This window comes from Zoogloea sp. GDB6, assembly GCF_056724105.1.
Window position 1 is genome coordinate 4,513,151 of the sequence record NZ_CM161497.1, and the last position, 21,211, is coordinate 4,534,361.

A 21,211-nucleotide genomic window follows, 5' to 3' on the forward strand; every position below is an offset into this window, starting at 1 on the left:
AGCGGGCTCGATCCGCTGATGAGGATAATATGGCATTCAAGCTACCAGGGCTGTCTAAGGGCAGCAGCAAGCCCGCCTCCGGCAATGTGGATACGATTCTTGATTCGGGAGACGGGGCCATCAAGGCTTCGCTGCCCTTCCTGGCCGGCAAATCGTCCACCGAGCAATTGCGCATCCTGCGCGTTCCCTTCCTGATCTTCGCCGCGCTGACCGGTGCCTTCGTCCTTTATCAGATCCGCGTCAGCCACTTCGGCACGGCCTACGTGACGGCCGGCGGTGAGATGCGCACGCTCTCCCAGCAAATCGCCAAGGCCAGCCAACTGACCCTGCAGGGTGACCCTAAGGCCTTCATCGAACTGAAGAACAGCCGCGAGCAATTCAATACGCTCCTTGAGGCAGTAACCAACGGCGGCGACGTGAACGGGGCCAGCGTGCCGGGAGGTGCCAGCGCAGCCACCGACGAGCTCGCTGCCGTGACGGAGCTGTGGCAGAAGACCGATAAAGATGCCACCGCCCTCCTCGGCCAGGAAAAAAACCTCACCAGCCTGGGCAAGGCCGTTGGCACCATCAACACAAAGAATCCCCAACTGCTCGAACTCTCCGAACAGGTCGCCTCCCTCAAGCTGCAAGGCGGTGCATCGGCCCGCGAGATCGCCGTCGCCAACCAGGTGGTGATGCTGACCCAGCGTATCGCCAAGAACGCCAACGCACTGCTGGTCGCCAACGCCATCGACCCGGAAGTCGCCTTCCTGCTCGGCAAGGACACCAACACATTCCGCGACCTCATCGAACAGCTGCAGAAGATGACCGCCGATGGCAGCGATGCCAAGACCAAACTCACCGAACTGGAGAAAGTCAGCAAAGACAACCTCGCCTCGGTGATGGAGATCCTCGGCAACATCCAGCTTCTGGTGCAGGCCAAGCAGGCTGGCAGCCACATCTTCCAGAACTCCGGCCCGCTGCTTGAAAAGACCTCCGCACTGACCGACGCTTACACCCGCGGCTACACCGGCTTCTTCACCTGGGTCAGCCTGGCGATCATCCTCTGTGCACTGATCACGCTGGCCAGCCTGGCCCTGATGGCCAAGACCTATAACGATGACATCGCTCGCCGCCGTCTTGCCGCCGAGCGTCTGCGAGAGTCCGCCGAAGCCGAGCGGAACAACACCCAGCAGGCCATTCTGCGACTGATGAACGAGATGGGCGATCTGGCCGACGGCGACCTTACCGTCCGCGCCACGGTGACGGAAGACATCACCGGCGCCATCGCCGACTCGGTGAACTACACCATCGAAGAGCTCTCGGTGCTGGTACGCCGCATCAACGACGCCGCGATCCGCGTGACCTCAGCCACCGAGTCCGCCCAGCAGACATCCGATGAACTGTTGGCCGCCACCGAACGTCAGGCCCAGGAACTGCGCCTCGCCGGGGAAACAGCCCAGAACATGGCCAGTTCCATGAGCGCCGCATCCGAAGATGCACTGCAGTCCGCCCAGGTCGCACGGCGCTCCCTGCAGGCCGCCCAGAAGGGTGCCGTCGCGGTGGAAGACACCATCAAGGGCATGAACGACATCCGCGAAAAGATCCAGGAAACCTCCAAGCGCATCAAACGCCTCGGCGAATCCTCACAGGAGATCGGCGAAATCGTGGAACTGATTTCCGACATTACCGAACAGACCAACGTGCTCGCCCTCAACGCCGCCATCCAGGCGGCCTCGGCCGGCGAAGCCGGTCGCGGCTTCTCGGTGGTTGCCGAAGAAGTGCAGCGCCTCGCCGAACGCTCCGCCGAGGCCACCAAGCAGATCGGCGCGATCGTGAAGACCATTCAGACCGACACCGGCGACGCCGTGGCGGCCATGGAAAACGCAACCCGCGACGTGGTGGACGGTGCCCACCTGTCCGAAACCGCCGGCCAGGAACTGGCGGAGATTGAGCGCGTGTCCGCCGAAACCGCGGAGCTGATCGAACGCATCTCGGTCAGTACCGAAGTTCAGGCCAAGGCCGCAACCCAGGTGGCCGAGAAGATGAAGAACATTCTCGCCATCACCGACCGCACGACCACCGGTACCCAGCAGACCGCCGTTTCCATCGGCGAACTGGCCGACCTGGCCGTCGAACTCAAGGGTTCCGTCTCCGGCTTCAAGGTCTGAGACCCCGATAGCGCACGGATTTCGCCGAAGAACCATTGATGAGCCCTGCACACGAACTCGACCTGGGTCCGCTGACCTGGGTCAAAGGCGAGATCGATCTGGCCCTAGGACGGGCGGCGGACGCGCTGGCCGAAGCCAGCTCGAGCCCCGACCGCCTCGGCCAGATCAAATTTGCCCAGACCCACCTGCACCAGGCACACGGCGCACTGTCCATCGTCGGACTGGACGGACTGACCCAGTTCTCCGACCAGCTTGACCGCCTGCTCGGAGAACTGGCTTCGCAACAGATCGCCTGCACGCCCGAGATCGCCCAGTTGGCCGCCCGCTGCATTGCGGCCATCGGCAACTACCTCGACGAGTTGGCCCGTGGGCAACCCGATCAGGCCCTGCGGCTCTTCGAGCTATACGCCGAACTGGCTGCGGCTCGTGGCCAGGAAGCACCGACGCCCAGTGAGCTGTTCTTCCCCGATCTAAACCTGCGTCCGGATTTTGCGACGCCGGCCATCGACAGCAACGACCCGAAGCACTTGCGTGCCCTGCGCAGCCGCTTCGAGCGCGGGCTGCTCAAGTGGTTCCGCACCCCCCAGGACCCATCTGGCCCGCAGGAAATGCGCGAGGCCACCAGCGGCATCGAAGATCTGCAGACAGTTCCGGCCGCGCGTGCCTTCTGGCTCGCTTGCTCGGCATTCTTCGACGCCCTCGGCCTTCAAGGCATCCCGGCGGACGCGGCCAGCAAGCGACTCTGCGGCCGCATCGACGCCCAGATGCGGCGCGTCCTCGAAGGTTCCGGGGTCGTCGCCGAGCGCCTGATGCGCGACGTGCTGTACCAGGTCGCCATGTCCTCCGCGCACTCGCCGGCCATCGACTCGATTCGTGCCGCGTATCAGCTCGAATACCTGATCCCGGCCGGAAAGCGCCCAATCAGCGACACCCCCCAGGCACCGCTGCTCGCTGGACTGCGTAGCGGATTGACCGACGCGAAGGAGGCCTGGAACCAGTTCGCCAAGGGCAATGCCATCGGCCTGCCCCGTTTCCAGGACGCCATCGCCCCCCTGGCGGAAATGGCCCAAGCCATTGATCAGCCCGACGTCTCGGAGCTGCTCGAAGAGTTGAGTGCCACAGCACGCTGGCTGCGCCAGGACCCTCTGCAGCTCACCGATGCACTGTCCATGGACATGGCGACTACGATGCTGCTGCTGGAAGCCCGCCTCGACAATCACCAGCATGGTGACGACGTCAGCGATGCCCAGCTCGCCCAAGTAGTGGCCCGCCTGCAAGCCCATCAGCGAGGTGAGCAGGTATCCCCGCTGGTGATCGCCGACAGTGATGTCCAGACTCATCACCTGAACCGCCAGTTGGCGCATGAGATCCTCACCTCGTTGGGTGACGTCGAACAGAACCTGGATAGCTTCTTCCGCGCCCCCACGCGTACGGACATCCTCGCCGCCGTGCGCGCCCCCCTCAAGCAGATTGAGGGGGCCTTGTCGGTCCTCAACGAAGATGCTGCGGTGCGCCTGCTTCAGGATGCCGCAGCCCGCATCCGTGCCTTATCAACCAGTGAAGAGGTGTCGCCCGAAGAGCCGGACTTCGAAGAGATCGCCCACAGGCTGTCAGCCCTCGGCATCTATGTCGAAGCCCTGCAGCACGGTCCGGCCGACCTTGAGCGCATCCTGTACCCGGATGCCGAGATCCAGCGCCCCCCTAACAGCATCGAAGCTGGGCTCGCACAGCAGCGCAGGGAAACTGCCGCTCTCGCTGCGGCCCTGAAGAACAACCCCGACGATTCCGGGCTGCGCACCGAACTCCAGATCAACCTGGAGAGTCTGCGCCAGGACGCCTCACTGACCGCCGACCCCGAGCTCGAGAAACAGGCCCGCGACGCCCTCAACCTACTCGACGCCGGCACGCTGTTCAACGAACCGCCCCCCATCGCCGCCACCGAAGCACCAGCGCTGTCCCCCGAGGCCAGCCGGCTCATAGATGCCAGCGAAGAGGAGATCGATGCGGAACTGCTGGCGATCTTCATCGAAGAAGCCATCGATGTCCGCGCCGCCATCGCCGCCAACCTGGCCCAGCTGGCAAAGGAACCGTCCAATTTGGACGTGCTCACGGCCATCCGGCGCAGCTTCCATACCCTCAAGGGCAGCGGCCGAATGGTCGGGCTCAAGGACTTCGGCGAAGCCGCCTGGGGCATGGAGCAGACCCTCAACCACTGGCTGCGTCTCGAACTACCGGTCGACGGCGAACTGCTGCGGTTGATTGCCAATGGCTTGCAGGCCTTCTCTGCCTGGATCGACCAACTCGAAGCCGGGGCCGGCCATCATAGGGACGTCAGCGCCCTGCTCGCCGACGCTGCCCGCCTGCGCAACGAGACAGCCCCACCGTCCGCAGTCGAACCGGCGAAACCCGCCGAAACGCAGCCCAAGGCAGCACCGACGGAACCTGGACTGACCGAAATCAGCCTCGACAGCGCACCCCAGGAAGTTGACCTGGAAGCGTCGATCACGCTACCCGAACTGGACTTCGCCGCCACCGACCTGGGCGAAAGCCTCACGCTTGCCGCTGCAGCCCATGCCAGCGCAATCGAAGCCGTTGACCTCAACTTCCCCGACCTCAGTTTCGAGGAGGCACGCACCCGGACGCAGCCAACCGACCTCTCAGCTTCTGAACGGGAGCACGAGACCGAAGTCAGCCTGAGCACAGTACTCACCGAGGAACCCGCTCCAACCCCAGTCGACTTCGATCTCAGCTTCGATCTCCCCAGTGACGACGAAGCGGCCCCCCCGGCAGCAGATGCCATCGAGCCTCTCGACCAAGCAATCCCGGAGTCCCTAGAAGAACTGGACATCCTCGACATCGAGGAAGAACCGGCGATCGTGACGGACGCCCTGGAGATCGAAGAGCTTCTGCCGCCCGAGGAGCCCACCGAAGCGGTCGAGCTGGACGAAACCGATACCTTCGAGATCCCCGAGCCTCTAGAAGCACGCGACGACATCGAGTCCTTCGACATCTTCGACTTGGGAGAGATATCACCTGCCGAGCAGGCTTCAGTGCCGGAAGCGGAAGCGGAAGCGGAAGCGGAAGCGGAAGCGGAAGCGGAAGCGGAAGCGGAAGCGGAACAGATCGTGGCCGAATTTCCCGCGGAAGTGGTGCTCGAAGAGCCCCTTCCCTTGGAAGACCTAGAACTCACCGCCGAGGCCGTCGAAGAGCTCGAAGAGGTGGAAGCACCCCCTACCGAGCATCTGCCGCCAGAAGAAGAGATCGTCGCCCCCCCCGAAACGGCCATCGGCCCGGACGAAGTCCGCTTCGGCGGAATCACCCTGTCTCGCCCGCTGTTCGATCTCTATCTCGCCGAGGCCCGGCAGCACGTCGCCACGCTGCGCCAAGAACTGTCGCGCCTGCCGGCCAATCCCACGCAGACACCTGCCACGGTGTCCATCCGTGCAGCCCACACGCTGGCCGGCATTTCCGGTACTGCCCATTTCAGTGCGCCGCAACAGCTCGCCAAAGCCCTCGAACTCGCTCAGCAGCGTCTTGCCGACCTCGACAAGGCCCCATCCGCCACGCAAGCAGAAGTCTTGATCGACAGCGCGGCGGCCCTCGAAAGTATGGTGGTTCAGCTCGGCGCCCGCGTACTGCCCGCCCCTGAACCGGAACTGATCACGCGACTGGACGCCATACAGGCATCCCACCTCGCCGACATCATTTCCCTGCCCACGGAAACGGCCCCGCCCGAACTCGTCACCGCCACCCTGCGCCCCCGCGAGGAAGCCCTGGCGCGCGCGACGGAAAGCAGCCCACCCGCCACGCAGCTCCGTGACGATCTCGACCCGGAACTGCTGCCGATCTTCCTCGACGAAGGCAACGAGCTGCTCGACCACCTCGACACCGCGTTGCGTGCCTGGCGTGCAGCACCTGCCGAAACAAGCCATCCTTCCGGCGTAGCGCGCCTGCTGCACACCCTGAAGGGCAGCGCGCGGATGGTCGGCGCGATGAACCTTGGGCAAAACCTCCACGACCTGGAAACCCGACTCGAACGAGCCCGCACCCAGGATCCGGGGGGCTCGGCCATCGTGGACGAAATCGAGGCTGCCCTCGACCAGGCCCGCCAGACCCTCGACACGCTGCAGAGCAGCCAGACAGCCACGAGCCCGGCACAGCATGAAGGTGAAGCGCCGGCCGAAGAGGCCGCTCCACTGCAGCCCGGCGAAGCAGCCAGCCCCGCGGCACGCACCCAGCTGCGTGTGGATGCCAGCCGCGTCGACCAGTTCGTCAACGAAGCCGGCGAAATCAGCATCGCGCGCACCCGCATCGAAGGCGAACTGCGCACGCTACGCCGCTCCCTACTCGACCTCACCGAAAACGTCATCCGCCTGCGCAACCAGCTGCGGGAAGTGGAGATCCAGGCCGACACCCAGATGCAGTCGCGCCTGTCCCAGGTCGAAACCCAGCACACCGAGTTCGATCCCCTGGAGATGGACCGCTACACCCGTCTGCAGGAACTGACACGGATGATGGCCGAGAGCGTCGGCGACGTGACCACCGTGCAGCAGAACCTGCTGCGCAACCTGGACGGCGCCGAATCGGCGCTGCACGCCCAGTCCCGCATGGCCCGCGAACTGCAGCAGTCGCTGATGCACGTACGCATGGTGCCCTTCGACAGCCTGGCCGAGCGGCTCTACCGCCTGGTCCGCCAGACAGCGAAGGAACTCGGCCGTCGCGCCAACCTGGACATCATCGGCGGGCAGATCGAAATCGACCGCAGCGTGCTCGACGCGATGAGCGGCCCCCTCGCCCACCTGGTGCGCAATGCGGTCGCCCATGGCATCGAGACGCCAGAGGCACGACGAGCCGCCGGCAAACCGGAAATCGGCCAGATCACCCTCAAGATTGCCCATGAGGGCAACGAGGTGCTGATCGAATTCCGCGACGATGGCGCGGGCCTCGATTTCACGCGCATCCGCCGACACGCCATCGACAGCGGACTGATTTCCGCCGACGAGGACACAGACGACAAGCGCCTCACCAACCTGATCTTCGTGCCGGGCTTCTCCACCGCCAGCCTGTCCAGCCTGGCGGGTCGCGGCGTCGGCATGGACGTGGTGAAGAGCGAAACCGCAGCGGTCGGCGGGCGTATCAGCGTGGACACGACGCCCGGCGAGGGCACCATCTTCCGCATCCACCTGCCGCTGACCCTCGCAGTGACCCAGGCCCTGCTGGTGCGCGCCGCTAACCGGACCTTTGCGATCCCCTCATCGATGGTCGCTCAGGTGCTGGAGCTGAAGGCGGAAGCCCTCGAGAAGATCCGCGGCGACCACGGCACCGACTGGCTCGGCGAGCACTACGGCTACCGCTACCTGCCGCGCCTGCTCGGCGACAAGGTTTCCCAGCCCCAGGTCGAGCGCTTCAACTGGGTGCTGTTGCTGCGCGCCGGTAGCGAGACCCTGGCGCTGCATGTTGATGCACTGCGCGGCAACCAGGAAATCGTCGTCAAGAATGCCGGCCCGCAGTATGCGCGGATGGTCGGCTACTCCGGCGCCACGGTGCTCGGCGATGGCGAGATCGTGCTGATTCTCAACCCGGTCGCCCTGGCTGGCCGCAGCCCGGACGCGAGCGACGACGAAACACCGATCCAGGCCGGCGCCAGCACGCCCAGCCAACCGACGGTGATGGTGGTTGACGATTCGCTGACGGTGCGCAAGATCACCGGCCGCCTGCTTGAACGGGAAGGCTACCGTGTCGTCACCGCCAAGGACGGCGTCGATGCACTGGAGCAACTGCTTACCGTCACCCCCGACGTGGTCATCGCCGACATCGAGATGCCGCGAATGGACGGCTTCGACCTGACCCGCAACATCCGCGCCGACGCCCGCCTGAAGGCCGTACCGATCATCATGATCACTTCCCGCACGGCCGAAAAGCACAAACGCTACGCGGAGGAAATCGGCGTCAATCACTACCTTGGCAAGCCCTACGACGAAGACGTGCTGCTCGGCCTGATCCACAACTTCGTCACCACGCCGGCCTGACCCGAACGGAGCATTGCTTTCGTCCGGGCTGGGCTCCGGCTTGGCTATAATCGGCTGTTTTCCCGCTTGGCCATTCCATGAATCTGCTCTTCGAAGAGGATGGTGCCTTCAAGACCGGCACCATCCTGACCGACAACGACGCCTCCCTGCAGGTGGAAACGCCCCACGGCAAGCGCCTCAAGCTGAAGAGCAAGGACGTGCTGCTGCGCTTCAACCAGCCTTCTGCCGGCGAGCTGCTGGACCGCGCCGAGGCCGAGGCGAGCGGCCTGGACACCGAGTTCCTGTGGGAGGTCTGTGGTGACGAGGAATTCGGCTTTGCCGAGTTCGCGCAGGAATACTTCGGCCATGTGCCGAGCCCGGTGGAATCCATCGCCGTGCTGCTACGCCTGCATGCCGCGCCGATCTACTTTCACCGCAAGGGCAAGGGCCGCTTCCGCAAGGCACCGGCCGAAATCCTGCAGGCCGCCCTCGCAGGCCTCGAGAAAAAACGCCAGCAGGCCGCGGCCGTCGAGCGCATGCGCGACGAACTACTGGCTGGCCAGGTGCCGGACGAGCTCCGCCCCCTGATCCGCCAGTTGCTCTACAAACCGGACCGCAACCGCCTTGAAACCAAGGCGTTGGAAGCCGCCTGTGCCGAGAACGGCAAGTCGGCGGCCCGCCTGCTGCTCGACTGCGGTGCGCTGGCTTCTTCCCATGAGCTGCATTTCGACCGCTTCCTGTTCGAATACTTCCCGGACGGCACCGCCTTCCCCGCCGTCGAAGCACCTGTCGAGCCCACCGATCTGCCGCTCGCCGACGTGCGTGCCTTCTCCATCGACGACGCCGCCACCACCGAGATCGACGATGCCTTCTCGGTCACGCCCACCGCCGACGGCTGGCGCATCGGCATCCACATCGCCGCACCGGGCCTGGGTTTCGGCCGCGACTCGGTCCTCGACGGAATCGCCCGCGAGCGCCTGTCCACGGTCTACATGCCGGGCAACAAGATCACCATGCTGCCGGACGACGTGGTGGCCCGCTTCACGCTGGGCGAAGGGCGCGACTGTCCGGCGCTGTCTCTGTACCTGGAGGTCAGCCGCGACCTGATCGTCACCGGCAACAGCTCCCGCCTCGAACGCGTGCCGGTGGTCGCCAACCTGCGCCACCATGACATCGAGCCGGTCTTCAATGAGGCCACCCTCGCCGACGGCGGCCCCGACTTCCCGTGGAAAGCCGAGCTGACCCTGCTGTGGGAGCTCGCCACCGTCCTCGAAGGAGGCCGCGGCAAGCCGGCCGCCAACCAGAACATGGTGGACTACAACTTCAGCGTCGACTGGAATGCCAGTACCGACGACGGCCCCGGCCGCATCGAGATCGGCCGCCGCCCGCGCGGCTCGCCCCTCGACAAGCTGGTCGCCGAACTGATGATCGCCGCCAACAGCACCTGGGGCAAAGCCCTCTCCGAAGCTGGCATCCCGGCCCTGTACCGGGCCCAGACTGGCGGCAAGGTCCGCATGACCACCGCCGCAGCCCCCCACGAAGGCCTCGGCGTCGACTGTTACGCATGGTCCAGTTCGCCGCTGCGGCGCTATGTGGACCTGGTCAACCAGTGGCAGCTGATCAGCTGGCTGCGCGGCACGGCACCAACCTTCCCGCCCAAGTCTTCAGAGCTGATCGCCGCCATGCGCGACTTCGAGCTCACCTACGCCGCGTACGCCGAATTCCAGCGCGGCATGGAGCGCTACTGGTGCGTACGCTGGCTGCGTCAGGCCGGCCACCCGCAGATGAATGCCCGCGTGCTGCGTGAAAGCCTGGTCCGCCTTGACGACATCCCCTTTGTCTTCAAGGTCCCGTCGATGCCGACGCTGCCTCCTGGCACCCGGGTTCGCCTAGCCATTGAGCGTAGCGACCTCGTGGACGTGGAAGTCCACGCCACCTACCTTGAGACCGTAGCCGAAGCGAGTGGCGATCTACTCCCCGAGGACGAAGACCTGCTCCCTGACGAAGCACCGGCGGCGGATACCCCAGCGCCAGCAACCACGGAAGCACCTCCGGCTGCCGCCTGACACCGATCGCCATGCCAGCCCTGCGCCGCCACCAGCCTCCGCAGCCGAGTGCCCCTCCCAACGCGCCGTCCGCCGGAAGCCGCGGCACGGCACGCTATGCGCTGGAATGGGGTGTTGGCCTGTCCCTGGCCCTGCACGCCATCCTGCTGTCGGTCCACTTCGTGATGCCGGACGCGGACAAGCTGCACCACCGGGACAAAGGGCTGGAAGTGGTGCTCGTCAATTCGCGCCACGCCCAACACCCCGAGCAGGCCGACGTACTGGCCCAGACCAATCTCGACGCGGGCGGCACCAACGGCGCGGAGGGGCGGCCGAGCACGCCTCTGCCGCCGCTGGAACAGACCCGCTCCGGCGATAGTCTGGTCGAAGCCCAGCGACGCGCCGAGGCCCCGGAAACGCCTCAGACCCAGGCCTTGACCGTCAGCCGCAGCCGGGCCGCACTTCCTGTAGACAACCAGCTGGTGGCGCCCACCGAGACCCCTCGCCAGGTGTCCGGCTACGACCTCCTCGACAGCTCAGCGGCAGTCGCTCGCATCGAGGCCCAGATCGACAAGGATCTGGTGGATTACTCCGCAAGGCCGCGCAAGAAGTTCATCGGCGCGCGCGCCCAAGAATACCGCTTCGCCCAGTATGCGGAGGATTGGCGCCAGAAGATCGAGCGGGTTGGCACCCTCAACTATCCGGACGCGGCCCGCGGCAAGCTCTACGGCAGCCTGTTGCTGTCGGTCACGATTCGCGCCGACGGTACGGTACAGAGCATCGATATCCACCGCTCCTCCGGCCACAAGGTCCTCGACGATGCGGCCAGGCGCATCGTCCAGTTGGCCGCCCCTTACGCAGCCTTTCCACCGGACATCCGGCACGATACCGACTTGATCGAGATCACCCGTACCTGGACCTTCACAAATTCGGACATCCTGCAGACGTCCGCCAAGAAAGAGTAAGCCCACGATGGACCGCTACGCCGTCATCGGCAACCCGATCGCCCACAGCAAGTCGCCGCGCATCCATACCCTGTTTGCCGCCCAGACTGGCCAGCCCCTTAGCTACGAGGCGCTGCTGGCGCCCCTCGACGCCTTCGCCGCCACCGTGGAGGCCTTCCGTGCCGCCGGTGGCCGCGGCCTCAACGTGACCGTACCCTTCAAGCTCGAAGCCTTCGACTTCGCCGATCGCCATACCCCCCGCGCCCTGGCCGCCGGCGCGGTGAACACGCTGGCCTTCGGTCCCGACGGCGTGCTCGGCGACAACACCGATGGCGCCGGCATCCTGCGCGACATCACCGTCAATCTCGGCTGCCCGGTGGAGGGGCGCCGCGTGTTGCTGCTCGGCGCCGGCGGCGCCGCCCGCGGCACCATCCTGCCCGTGCTCGACGCCAAACCGGCCAGCCTCACCATCGCCAACCGCACGGCCGTCAAGGCTGCCGAACTGGCGGACGAATTCTCCACCGGACCGCTGCGCCCGCAGGGCTGCGGTTTTGCCGATCTGGCCGGCCAGGATTTCGACGTGGTCATCAACGCCACCAGCGCCAGCCTGTCCGATGCGGCCCCCGATCTGCCGGCCGGCCTCTATGCGCCGGGCAGCCTGGCCTACGACATGATGTACGGCAAGGGTGACACCCCGTTCATGCGTGCCGCCCGCGAACAAGGCGCCGCCCGCCTGGCCGACGGCCTCGGCATGCTGGTCGAGCAGGCTGCGGAGAGCTTCCTGCTATGGCGCGGCATCCGCCCCGCAACCGCTCCGGTCCTCGCCGAACTACGCGCGGTCCTGTAGGCGCCCCGGCGGTGAAGACGGTCTGGCACTGGACCCGCCGCAGCCTGCTGGCGCTGGTCCTGCTCCTCATCGCCTATCAACTGTGGCTGCTCGGCCATGTACTGTGGTGGAAGTGGGAGCCGCCGTCGGAAACCAGTTTCATGAGCCTGCGTCGCGAGGAACTCCTCGCCCGTAAGCCCGACGCCCAGCTCCAGTACCGCTGGGTGCCGTACGAGAAGATCTCGGTACATCTCAAGCGAGCCGTGATCGCCGCCGAGGACGACAAGTTCGTGGACCACGAGGGCTTCGACTGGGACGGCATCCAGAAGGCAATCGAGAAGAACCAGAAGAAGGGCAAAGCCGTCGCCGGGGGCTCGACGATCAGTCAGCAACTGGCCAAGAACCTTTTCCTGTCTCCCGCCCGTAGCTATCTGCGCAAGGCCGAGGAAGCCATCATCACGGTGATGATCGAGAACCTGTGGGACAAGCGGCGCATCCTCGAGGTCTATCTCAACGTTGTCGAATGGGGCGACGGCGTCTTCGGCTGCGAGGCGGCTGCCCAGCGCTACTACCGGGTCTCCGCGGCCCAGCTGGCACCTGCCCAGGCCGCCCGCCTGGCGGTCATGCTGCCCAATCCGCGCAAGTACGAAAAGACCTACGGGCCGCGCCTTGCCGCCCATGCGGTACGCATTCAGAGTCGCATGCAGTACTCGGACGTACCCTGAAATCCTTTGTCCGGCAGGGACTAAGTCACTCCATTGCGGGAAGTCGGCACCTGCCAGAGCGGGGGGGCTTGAGGTAGAATGCGCTGCTTTTCCCCAGCTGTGCCTCCCCCGATGCAATTCGCCGGATTCACCTTGCGAAACAACCTGTTCGTCGCGCCGATGGCCGGCGTGACGGATCGTCCTTTCCGCCAGCTTTGCAAGAAGATGGGGGCGGGCCTCGCCGTGTCCGAGATGGTCACCTCCAACTCCCTGCTCTACGGCAGCGCCAAGACTCAGCGGCGCGCCAATCACGACGGCGAGGTGGAGCCGATCTCCGTACAGATCGCCGGCGCCGATCCGGCCATGATGGCCGAAGCGGCCCGCCACAACATCGACCGCGGGGCGCAGATCATCGACATCAACATGGGCTGCCCGGCCAAGAAGGTCTGCAACGTGATGGCCGGCTCGGCGCTGATGCAGGACGAGCCGCTGGTCGCGCGCATCCTCGAGGCCGTCATCCAGGCCACCGGCAGCACCCCGGTCACGCTCAAGTTCCGCACCGGCTGGAACAAGGCCAACAAGAACGCCCCGATGATCGCCCGCATCGCCGAAGAGTCCGGCGTGCAGCTGATCGCCATCCACGGCCGCACCCGCGCCTGCCAGTACACCGGCAACGCCGAGTACGACACCATCGCCGACGTGAAGACCCGCGTGCGCATCCCGGTAATCGCCAACGGCGACATCACCACGCCGCAAAAAGCGAAGTTTGTGCTCGACTACACCGGCGCCGACGGCGTCATGGTCGGCCGTGCCGCCCAGGGTCGCCCGTGGATCTTCCGCGAGATCGAACACTTCCTCAAAACCGGCGAGGAGCTGCCGCCTCCGTTGGTTTCCGAAATCCTGCAGGTGTGCAAGGAGCACCTCGCCGACCTCTATACCTTCTATGGTGAAGACACCGGCGTGAAGATCGCCCGCAAGCACATCAGCTGGTACACCAAGGGCCTGGTCGGCTCCGCGCAGTTCCGCAAGACCATGAACACTTTGCCGACCGTCCAGGCACAGCTGGCGGCCATCGACGAATTCTTCGGCAGCCTTGCCGACCGGGACAGCCGCCTGGTCTACGCCGAACCCGAAGAATTCCCCCAGGAGCTTGCAGCATGAGCAGTACCAGCAATGAGATTGCCGAGTCCGTCTGCCGGGCGCTGGACACCTATTTCCGCGACCTCGACGGCGAGAAGCCGAACGCCCTGTACGACATGGTGATCAAGAACGTCGAACGTCCGATGCTCGAGTTCGTCCTCAAGCAGGCCGGCGGCAACCAGACCCTGTGTGCCGAGATGCTCGGCATCAACCGCAACACCCTGCGCCGCAAGCTCTCCGAGCACGAACTGCTCTGAGCGGCGCCCTTCCCGTTTTCCTCCATTGACCGCCGCGGCATCCCCGCGGCCTTCCAGAGAAACACCATGAAAGTCACCCAAGCCCTGCTCAGCGTCTCCGACAAGACCGGCGTGATCGAATTCGCCCGCGAACTGTCCGCCCTCGGCATCGCCCTGCTGTCCACCGGCGGTACCGCCAAGTCCCTCCGCGATGCCGGCCTGCCGGTCACCGACGTGTCCGACTACACCGGCTTCCCCGAGATGCTCGACGGCCGCGTGAAGACGCTGCACCCCAAGGTCCACGGTGGCATCCTGGCCCGCCGCGATCTGCCCGAGCACCTGGCTAAGCTGGAAGAGCACAGCATTCCGCGCATCGACCTGGTGGTAGTCAATCTCTACCCGTTCCAGGCCACCATCGCCAAGCCCGACTGCACGCTGGAAGACGCCATCGAGAACATCGACATCGGCGGCCCGACCATGGTCCGCGCGGCCGCCAAGAACCACGGCAATGAAGCCGGCGGCGTCGGCATCGTGACCGATCCGGAAGACTACGCAGCCATCGTCGCCGAGCTGAAGGGCAACGCCGGCGCCCTGTCCTACAAGACCCGCTTCGACCTGGCCCGCAAAGCCTTCACGCACACTGCCCGCTACGACAGCGCGATCTCCAACCACCTGACCGCACTGGCCGACGACGGCTCCAAGAAAGCCTACCCGGAGCGCTTCCAGCTGGCCTTCGACAAGGTGCAGGACCTCCGCTACGGCGAGAACCCCCATCAGACCGCCGCCTTCTATAAGGAATCCGAAGCCCCTGCCGGCGCCATCGCCGCCTACACCCAGGTGCAGGGCAAGGAGCTGTCCTACAACAACATCGCCGACTCCGACGCCGCGTGGGAATGCGTGAAGGCCTTCGACAGCACGGCCTGCGTCATCGTCAAGCACGCCAACCCCTGTGGTGTGGCCGTCGCCGCCAGCCCGCTGGAGGCCTACAAGAAGGCCTTCTCCACCGACCCGACGTCCGCCTTCGGCGGCATCATCGCCTTCAATACCACGGTGGACAAGGCCGCTGCCGAAGCCGTCAGCGCCCAGTTCCTGGAAGTGCTGATCGCCCCCGCCTACACCGACGAAGCCCTCGAACTGCTGAAGGCCAAGCAGAACGTGCGCGTGCTGATCGTGCCGCTGGGCCTGGTCAAGCAGCCCGACTACAAGCGCGTCGGCGGCGGCCTGCTGGTGCAGAGCGCCGACTTCGCGCCGATCACCGCAGCCGACCTGAAGGTCGTCACCAAGCGGGCGCCGACCGAACAGGAACTCGGTGACCTGCTGTTCGCCTGGCGCGTCGCCAAGTACGTCAAGTCCAACGCCATTGTCTACTGCAAGGACGGCATGACCATCGGCGTCGGCGCCGGCCAGATGAGCCGCGTCGACTCCGCCCGCATCGCCAAGATCAAGGCCGAGAACGCCGGCCTGGTGATCCCCGGCTGCGTGGTCGCGTCCGACGCCTTCTTCCCGTTCCGTGACGGCCTCGACGTGCTGGCCCAGGCCGGCGCTACTGCCGTCATCCAGCCGGGTGGCTCGGTTCGCGATGCCGAAGTGATCGCCGCGGCCGACGAGCAAGGCATCGCGATGGTCCTCACCGGCTTCCGCCACTTCCGTCACTGATCCGGGGCCCGTCCATGAAGATCCTCGTCATCGGCTCCGGCGGTCGCGAACACGCGCTGGCCTGGAGGCTGTCGCGCTCGCCGCGCATCCAGAAAGTTTTCGTCGCCCCCGGCAACCCCGGCACTGCCCGTGAGCCGGGCGTGGAAAACGTGGCAGTCACGGCGATCCCCGAACTGGTTGAATTCGTCCGCAAAGAGCAGGTCGCGCTGACGGTGGTCGGCCCCGAGGCGCCGCTGGCCGCTGGCGTCGTCGACGCCTTCCGCGCCGCCGGCCTGCCGATCTTCGGCCCCACCAGGCTAGCCGCCCAGTTGGAGAGCTCGAAGGACTTCGCCAAGCAGTTCCTGATCCGCCACAACATCCCGACCGCCAAGTACCGCACCTTCTCCGACTCCGCCGAGGCCCATGCCTACGTGGATGCGGAAGGCGCACCGATCGTCATCAAGGCCGACGGCCTGGCGGCCGGCAAGGGCGTGGTGGTGGCGATGACCCTCGATGAAGCCCACCAGGCCATCGACGCGATGCTCACCCACAACACGCTCGGCGTGCAGTACGACGAGCGCGGCCCCCGGGTGGTCATCGAGGAATTCATGGACGGCGAGGAAGCCAGCTTCATCGTGATGGCCGACGGCCGCCACGCACTGCCGCTGGCCACCTCCCAGGATCACAAGCGCCTGAAGGATGCCGACCTCGGCCCCAACACCGGCGGCATGGGCGCCTACTCGCCGGCCCCGGTGGTCACCCCCGAGGTGCACGCCCGCGTGATGCGCGAGATCATCAACCCGACGCTGGCCGGCATGGCTGCCGACGGCCTGCCCTACACCGGCTTCCTGTACGCCGGCCTGATGATCGACGGCAAGGGCGCGCCCCGCGTGGTCGAGTTCAACTGCCGTATGGGCGACCCGGAAACCCAGCCGATCATGATGCGCCTCAAGTCCGACCTGGTTGATCTGGTCGAGGCCGCCATCGCCGGCAAGCTCGACAAGATCGAAGCCGAGTGGGACCGCCGCTTCGCACTGGGCGTGGTGATGGCCGCTGCCGGCTACCCGGACAGCCCGCGCAAGGGCGACGTGATCCGCGGCCTGAACAGCGCCGTGTCCGACGATGTGCACGTCTTCCACGCCGGCACCACCGAAGTGGATGGCGAAGTGCGCACCAGCGGCGGCCGCGTGCTGTGCGTCACCGCCCTCGGCGACAACGTGAAGAGCGCCCAGAGGCTCGCCTACGAACAGGTGGATCAGATCCAGTTCGACGGCATGCAGTGCCGCCGCGACATCGGCTACCGCGCGGTCGGCCGCAAGGCCTGACGCCAGCAGCGTTGCCCTACACCTGTTGATCCTGGCCGGCTCCTTTCAGAGCCGGCCTTTTTCTTTTCCATCGGAAAGACGCCCATGCCCGACCGCAACGCCGTCAAGGCCTACCTCCTCGACCTGCAGGCACGCATCGTCAGCGCCCTCGAAAACTTCGACGGCAAGCCCTTCGTCACCGACAGCTGGGAACGCCCGGCCGGCGGCGGCGGCCTCACCCGCCTGATCGAAGAGGGCAACTTCTTCGAACGCGGCGGCTGCAACTTCTCCCATGTGATGGGCGAGGGCCTGCCCCCGTCCGCCACCGCCGCGCGCCCGGAACTGGCCGGCCGCAGCTACGAGGCGATGGGTGTGTCCCTGGTCCTGCATCCGCGCAACCCGTACTGCCCGACCGTACACATGAACGTGCGCTTCTTCATCGCCAGCGCACCGGGCAAGGACGACGTGTGGTGGTTCGGCGGCGGCATGGACCTGACGCCCTACTACCCCTTCGAGGAAGACGTCCGCCACTTCCACGCCACCTGCAAGGCCGCCGTGCTGCCGTGGGGCGAGAGCGAATACCAGCGCCTGAAGGACTGGTGCGACCGCTACTTCTTCCTGAAGCACCGCAACGAACCGCGCGGCGTCGGCGGCCTGTTCTTCGACGACCACGGTGCCGACGGCAAGGTCGATTTCGACGCGGCCTTCGCAATGACCCGCAGCGTCGGCGACGCTTTCCTGCCGGCCTACCTGCCGGTCGTCGAACGCCGCCGCGACACGCCCTACGGCGAGCGGGAACGGGATTTCCAGGCCTACCGCCGCGGTCGCTACGTGGAGTTCAACCTGGTCTTCGACCGGGGCACCCTGTTCGGCCTGCAGTCCGGCGGGCGCACCGAATCCATCCTGATGTCCATGCCGCCGATCGTCAAATGGCGCTACGACTGGCACCCGGAGGCAGGCAGCGTGGAAGAGAAGCTCTACACGGACTTCCTCGTGCCCCGCGACTGGGCTTGAAGGATCTGAGGGACTGCAAGACACAACAAAAAACCGCCGGATTCGAACCGGCGGTTTTTTGTTGGTGCTCAAAATGCAACAACGCCCAGACGTCCGCGAGGACGTCCGGGCGTTGCAGAACAGCTCGCCAGAACTGGCTGGCGGCTGCTTAGATCTTGCCGACCAGGTCCAGGGACGGAGACAGGGTCGCTTCGCCCGGAGTCCACTTGGCGGGACACACTTCGCCCGGGTGGGAAGCCACGTACTGGGCAGCCTGCACCTTGCGCAGCAGTTCCTTGGCGTCACGGCCGATGCCCAGGTCGTGAATCTCGGCGACCTTGATCACGCCTTCCGGGTTGATCACGAAGGTGCCGCGCAGGGCCAGACCCTCTTCTTCGATCATCACGTCGAAGTTGCGGGTGATCGTGCCGGTCGGGTCACCGATCATCGGGTAGTTGATCTTCTTGATGGTGTCGGACGCGTCGGCCCAGGCCTTGTGGGTGAAGTGGGTGTCGGTGGAGACGGAGTACACCTCGACGCCCAGCTTCTGGAATTCGGGGTAGACATCAGCCAGGTCGCCCAGCTCGGTCGGGCAGACGAAGGTGAAGTCAGCGGGGTAGAAGAAAACGACGGACCACTTGCCCTTCAGGTCGGCGTCGGAAACCGGAACGAACTTGCCATTGCTGAAAGCGGTAGCCTTGAACGGCTTGATTTCGGTATTGATCAGGGACATAGCTGTTTCCTTCACGGGTTGATGAATTCTGGAGATCACATGATAGGCCCGACAGCCCAATCGCTCAAATTGATTAGAGAAATAATCTGAATTGAGAAAAACTATCGAGCCCGGCACGTCGCCTTACGGGCTAACGAGCCCGAAAATTCTAACGGTATCCGGGAATTTGAAAAAGGCATGACGGGCCGGCGAATGCCGGCCCGGTAAAACATCAACGGCGCGAGAGTTCCGCCGCCGCCCGGTAATGCCGGTTGGCATCATCGGTGCGCTCGATACGTTCGGCCAGGTGGGCCAGCTCGACATGGGCCTCCCAGCCCGGTGCGACAGCCAGTGCAGCCTCCAGGTAGCTCTCGGCCTTGCCCCACAACTGGGACTGCACGCACAGGCGGCCCAGGGTCAACAGCAGCTGCGGGTCCCGCGGATGCTGCTTGAGCCATTCCTCGGCCTTGACCAGCCGGCCGCGGATGTCGCCGTCGTCGCAGCGGCCGTATACGCCGGCCAGCGTCGAATCCCATTCACCCGTCAGCCGGGCCTCGATGACCTTCTGGGCGCTGTCGCTGTCACCCGCCGCGATCAGCGCGCGGGCCAGTTCGGTCACCACCGCGGCATCGCGCTGCTCGTCCCGCGGCACGCCCTGCCAATAGGCCAGCAGGGCCTGGGCATCACCGACGCGCTGGCGCAGGCCTTCCTGGTGGGCACGGCGCTTGACCGGCTCGGCCTGCTCCGGACGCAGGGCCTTGACCTTGACCAGCTGGCGCACCAGGCGCACCGCCTCCACCCAGTTGCCCTGCGCCTGGGCAGTGCGCAGCGCCAGGCGCAGGGCGGCGATGTGGCGCTGGCCACCGGCCTGCAGATCGGCAATGCGCTCCGCGGCTTCGTCGAAACGACGGCCTTCCACCGCCAGCTCGGCCTCGGTCATCAGGCGCGCGACGCGGACCTCGCCGTCGTGCTCTGCAGCCTTGGCCAGCCAGTGGCGGTAACGTTCGTCATCGCGCATCGAATGCGCCGCCCGCGCCGCAATCAGCGCCGCCAGCCCTGGCGACTCGCCAGCTCCATAGGCAGCGATCGCCTGCTTGAGAGACTGGCCGAAGCGCCCTTCGATGCGCAGGCGGGTCGCGTCATAGAGCGCCTGGGATGCGCGCTCCTTGCTCTTCCGGGCGCGGAAACGCTGCACTGCGCCGGGCAGGGCCATCGTCCGCGAAACCAGGCGGGACGCGCCGTAGAGCATGCCGAAACCGCCGAGCAGCAGCAGGATCAGCAGGTTGAGGGAAATCTGCACCCGGTACGGCGGCCACACCAGCAGGGCATAACCTTCGTTGTAACGGCCGGCCACGGCAAGACCGGCGGCAAGGGCAAACAGGCCGAGCAACCACAGCAATCCACGCATCGCCGACCTCAGTTCTTCTTGGCCGGCTTGGCGGCATGCACGCTCGCCGTGGCCGGGGTGACCTCGACGTGCTTCTCCGGCACAGCCATCAGGCTGCGCAACGCGGATTGGCTGGCCTGCAGGGTCGGTAGGTCGACGCCGACCGGTGCCTTGCGCAGTTCGGCCAGGTCCTGCCCGGCGGCCTTCACCGAAGCGTCATTCGCATCGAAGTAACGCTCCAGCCACTGGGCGGCGAGCCGCACGTCTTCGCGGAAGGAATTGCCGTCCCGCGACAACAGCGCTAGACGGGCATTGAGCAGGCGCAGCTTGAGATTCTCGCGCAGGAACACCGCGTTGCTCGGTGCCAGCAAGGCCGGGTCAGGCCGGTCCATGCGCTCGATGCGGACCAATTGGCTGAACTCGGCCCAGAAATCCAGCCACAACCCCTTCAGCCAGCCGGCTTCGGCGTGGCCGGCCTTGGACGCATCGCCCTTCGGCTTGGCCTCGAAGGCCAGCGGCAGGTTGTCCAGCCGGCCGATCAGGGTTTCCAGCTTGAGGACCATCCCGCCTGCATCCACCTGCGGCAGGGCTTTGAGGGTCTCGATGTCGCCGGCCAGGGCCTTGCGCAGCGGCAGCCACTGGGGACGGTCGATGTTGCCCAGGCGGGCGTCGGCGGTCTGCAGTGCGAACAGCGCGGCCTGCACGTTGCCGGCCAGTTGCAGCTGCTGTACGGCGATGGCCACGGCCTGGTCCACCTCGCCGAGCACACGGTCGTCGCGGGTGCGGGAGAAGTCCTGGTACATGGCCTCCAGCGCCGCCTGCTGGCCCTGGGAATCGTTCAGGCGCGCCTCCAGCGCGCCCACCTTGCCCTGCAGTTCCTGCAGACGGTCCTGGGCTTCCTTCGCCAGCACGCGCCCTTCCTTGGCCAGGTTGTCGCCGTCGGTGGTGCGCCGGGTCAGTTCATCCTGCAGGTCGGTGATGCGGCTGCGGGTGTCGGCCCATTGCCAACCCAGCAGGACCAGCGCCACGGCGGCGACGATGAGGGTGGAACCGCGCCGCGAAGCGGGCGTCGACGACGCCGGCTGGGCGGCATCGATGGAGGGAAGGCTCGGAATTTCGTTGCTCAT

General features: G+C 65.9%; 14 protein-coding genes. 11 read left to right on the plus strand and 3 right to left on the minus strand.

Annotated elements, in window-relative coordinates; genetic code table 11:
- Positions 1–29 precede the first annotated feature (29 nt).
- From AC1PQG_RS20630 to hemF, 11 genes are all read left to right on the plus strand, one after another.
- Complete coding sequence (locus tag AC1PQG_RS20630) at positions 30–2,150, plus strand: methyl-accepting chemotaxis protein (protein WP_481119631.1); 2,121 nt, start codon at positions 30–32, stop codon at positions 2,148–2,150.
- A gap of 38 nt (positions 2,151–2,188) precedes the next feature.
- Positions 2,189–8,179, plus strand: a complete 5,991-nt coding sequence (locus tag AC1PQG_RS20635) for a FimL-related protein (RefSeq protein ID WP_481119632.1) — start codon at positions 2,189–2,191, stop codon at positions 8,177–8,179.
- Between the two features lie 77 nt (positions 8,180–8,256).
- Positions 8,257–10,224, plus strand: coding sequence for a ribonuclease catalytic domain-containing protein (locus tag AC1PQG_RS20640; protein WP_481119633.1), 1,968 nt, complete (start codon positions 8,257–8,259; stop codon positions 10,222–10,224).
- A gap of 11 nt (positions 10,225–10,235) precedes the next feature.
- On the plus strand, positions 10,236–11,168 hold the full coding sequence (locus AC1PQG_RS20645) for an energy transducer TonB (RefSeq protein ID WP_481119634.1): 933 nt from the start codon (positions 10,236–10,238) through the stop codon (positions 11,166–11,168).
- A 7-nt stretch (positions 11,169–11,175) separates the two neighbouring features.
- A complete protein-coding gene (gene aroE, locus AC1PQG_RS20650) occupies positions 11,176–11,994 on the plus strand; it encodes a shikimate dehydrogenase (protein WP_481119635.1) in 819 nt (272 codons plus the stop codon).
- A gap of 11 nt (positions 11,995–12,005) precedes the next feature.
- Positions 12,006–12,698, plus strand: a complete 693-nt coding sequence (gene mtgA / locus AC1PQG_RS20655) for a monofunctional biosynthetic peptidoglycan transglycosylase (protein ID WP_481119636.1) — start codon at positions 12,006–12,008, stop codon at positions 12,696–12,698.
- A gap of 111 nt (positions 12,699–12,809) precedes the next feature.
- Complete coding sequence (dusB, locus tag AC1PQG_RS20660; protein ID WP_481119637.1) at positions 12,810–13,838, plus strand: tRNA dihydrouridine synthase DusB; 1,029 nt, start codon at positions 12,810–12,812, stop codon at positions 13,836–13,838.
- Complete coding sequence (locus AC1PQG_RS20665) at positions 13,835–14,074, plus strand: helix-turn-helix domain-containing protein (protein WP_079436885.1); 240 nt, start codon at positions 13,835–13,837, stop codon at positions 14,072–14,074. The genes dusB and AC1PQG_RS20665 overlap by 4 nt, the downstream gene beginning before the upstream one ends.
- A gap of 66 nt (positions 14,075–14,140) precedes the next feature.
- Positions 14,141–15,709 (plus strand): bifunctional phosphoribosylaminoimidazolecarboxamide formyltransferase/IMP cyclohydrolase, encoded by a 1,569-nt coding sequence (purH, locus tag AC1PQG_RS20670; protein WP_481119638.1) that lies wholly within the window; start codon positions 14,141–14,143, stop codon positions 15,707–15,709.
- A 14-nt stretch (positions 15,710–15,723) separates the two neighbouring features.
- Complete coding sequence (purD, locus tag AC1PQG_RS20675; protein WP_481119639.1) at positions 15,724–17,013, plus strand: phosphoribosylamine--glycine ligase; 1,290 nt, start codon at positions 15,724–15,726, stop codon at positions 17,011–17,013.
- Positions 17,014–17,097: 84 nt separating this feature from the next.
- Complete coding sequence (hemF, locus tag AC1PQG_RS20680; RefSeq protein ID WP_481119640.1) at positions 17,098–18,006, plus strand: oxygen-dependent coproporphyrinogen oxidase; 909 nt, start codon at positions 17,098–17,100, stop codon at positions 18,004–18,006.
- Between the two features lie 148 nt (positions 18,007–18,154).
- Here hemF and ahpC read toward each other — a convergent pair whose 3' ends face one another.
- From ahpC to AC1PQG_RS20695, 3 genes are all read right to left on the minus strand, one after another.
- Positions 18,155–18,718: an alkyl hydroperoxide reductase subunit C gene (ahpC, locus tag AC1PQG_RS20685; RefSeq protein WP_481115778.1), complete on the minus strand. Its 564-nt coding sequence runs from the start codon at positions 18,716–18,718 to the stop codon at positions 18,155–18,157.
- Between the two features lie 211 nt (positions 18,719–18,929).
- Positions 18,930–20,105: a heme biosynthesis HemY N-terminal domain-containing protein gene (locus AC1PQG_RS20690; protein WP_481119641.1), complete on the minus strand. Its 1,176-nt coding sequence runs from the start codon at positions 20,103–20,105 to the stop codon at positions 18,930–18,932.
- Between the two features lie 8 nt (positions 20,106–20,113).
- Positions 20,114–21,211, minus strand: a complete 1,098-nt coding sequence (locus tag AC1PQG_RS20695) for a uroporphyrinogen-III C-methyltransferase (RefSeq protein WP_481119642.1) — start codon at positions 21,209–21,211, stop codon at positions 20,114–20,116.

Coding starts and splice junctions, on each gene's coding strand:
- AC1PQG_RS20645 (WP_481119634.1), top strand. CDS start 10,236: ATGCCAGCCCTGCGCCGCCACCAGCCTCCGCAGCCGAGTGCCCCTCCC.
- AC1PQG_RS20695 (WP_481119642.1), bottom strand. CDS start 21,211: ATGAGCAACGAAATTCCGAGCCTTCCCTCCATCGATGCCGCCCAGCCG.
- AC1PQG_RS20665 (WP_079436885.1), top strand. CDS start 13,835: ATGAGCAGTACCAGCAATGAGATTGCCGAGTCCGTCTGCCGGGCGCTG.
- ahpC (WP_481115778.1), bottom strand. CDS start 18,718: ATGTCCCTGATCAATACCGAAATCAAGCCGTTCAAGGCTACCGCTTTC.
- hemF (WP_481119640.1), top strand. CDS start 17,098: ATGCCCGACCGCAACGCCGTCAAGGCCTACCTCCTCGACCTGCAGGCA.
- dusB (WP_481119637.1), top strand. CDS start 12,810: ATGCAATTCGCCGGATTCACCTTGCGAAACAACCTGTTCGTCGCGCCG.
- AC1PQG_RS20640 (WP_481119633.1), top strand. CDS start 8,257: ATGAATCTGCTCTTCGAAGAGGATGGTGCCTTCAAGACCGGCACCATC.
- purD (WP_481119639.1), top strand. CDS start 15,724: ATGAAGATCCTCGTCATCGGCTCCGGCGGTCGCGAACACGCGCTGGCC.
- AC1PQG_RS20635 (WP_481119632.1), top strand. CDS start 2,189: ATGAGCCCTGCACACGAACTCGACCTGGGTCCGCTGACCTGGGTCAAA.
- AC1PQG_RS20690 (WP_481119641.1), bottom strand. CDS start 20,105: ATGCGTGGATTGCTGTGGTTGCTCGGCCTGTTTGCCCTTGCCGCCGGT.
- aroE (WP_481119635.1), top strand. CDS start 11,176: ATGGACCGCTACGCCGTCATCGGCAACCCGATCGCCCACAGCAAGTCG.
- AC1PQG_RS20630 (WP_481119631.1), top strand. CDS start 30: ATGGCATTCAAGCTACCAGGGCTGTCTAAGGGCAGCAGCAAGCCCGCC.
- purH (WP_481119638.1), top strand. CDS start 14,141: ATGAAAGTCACCCAAGCCCTGCTCAGCGTCTCCGACAAGACCGGCGTG.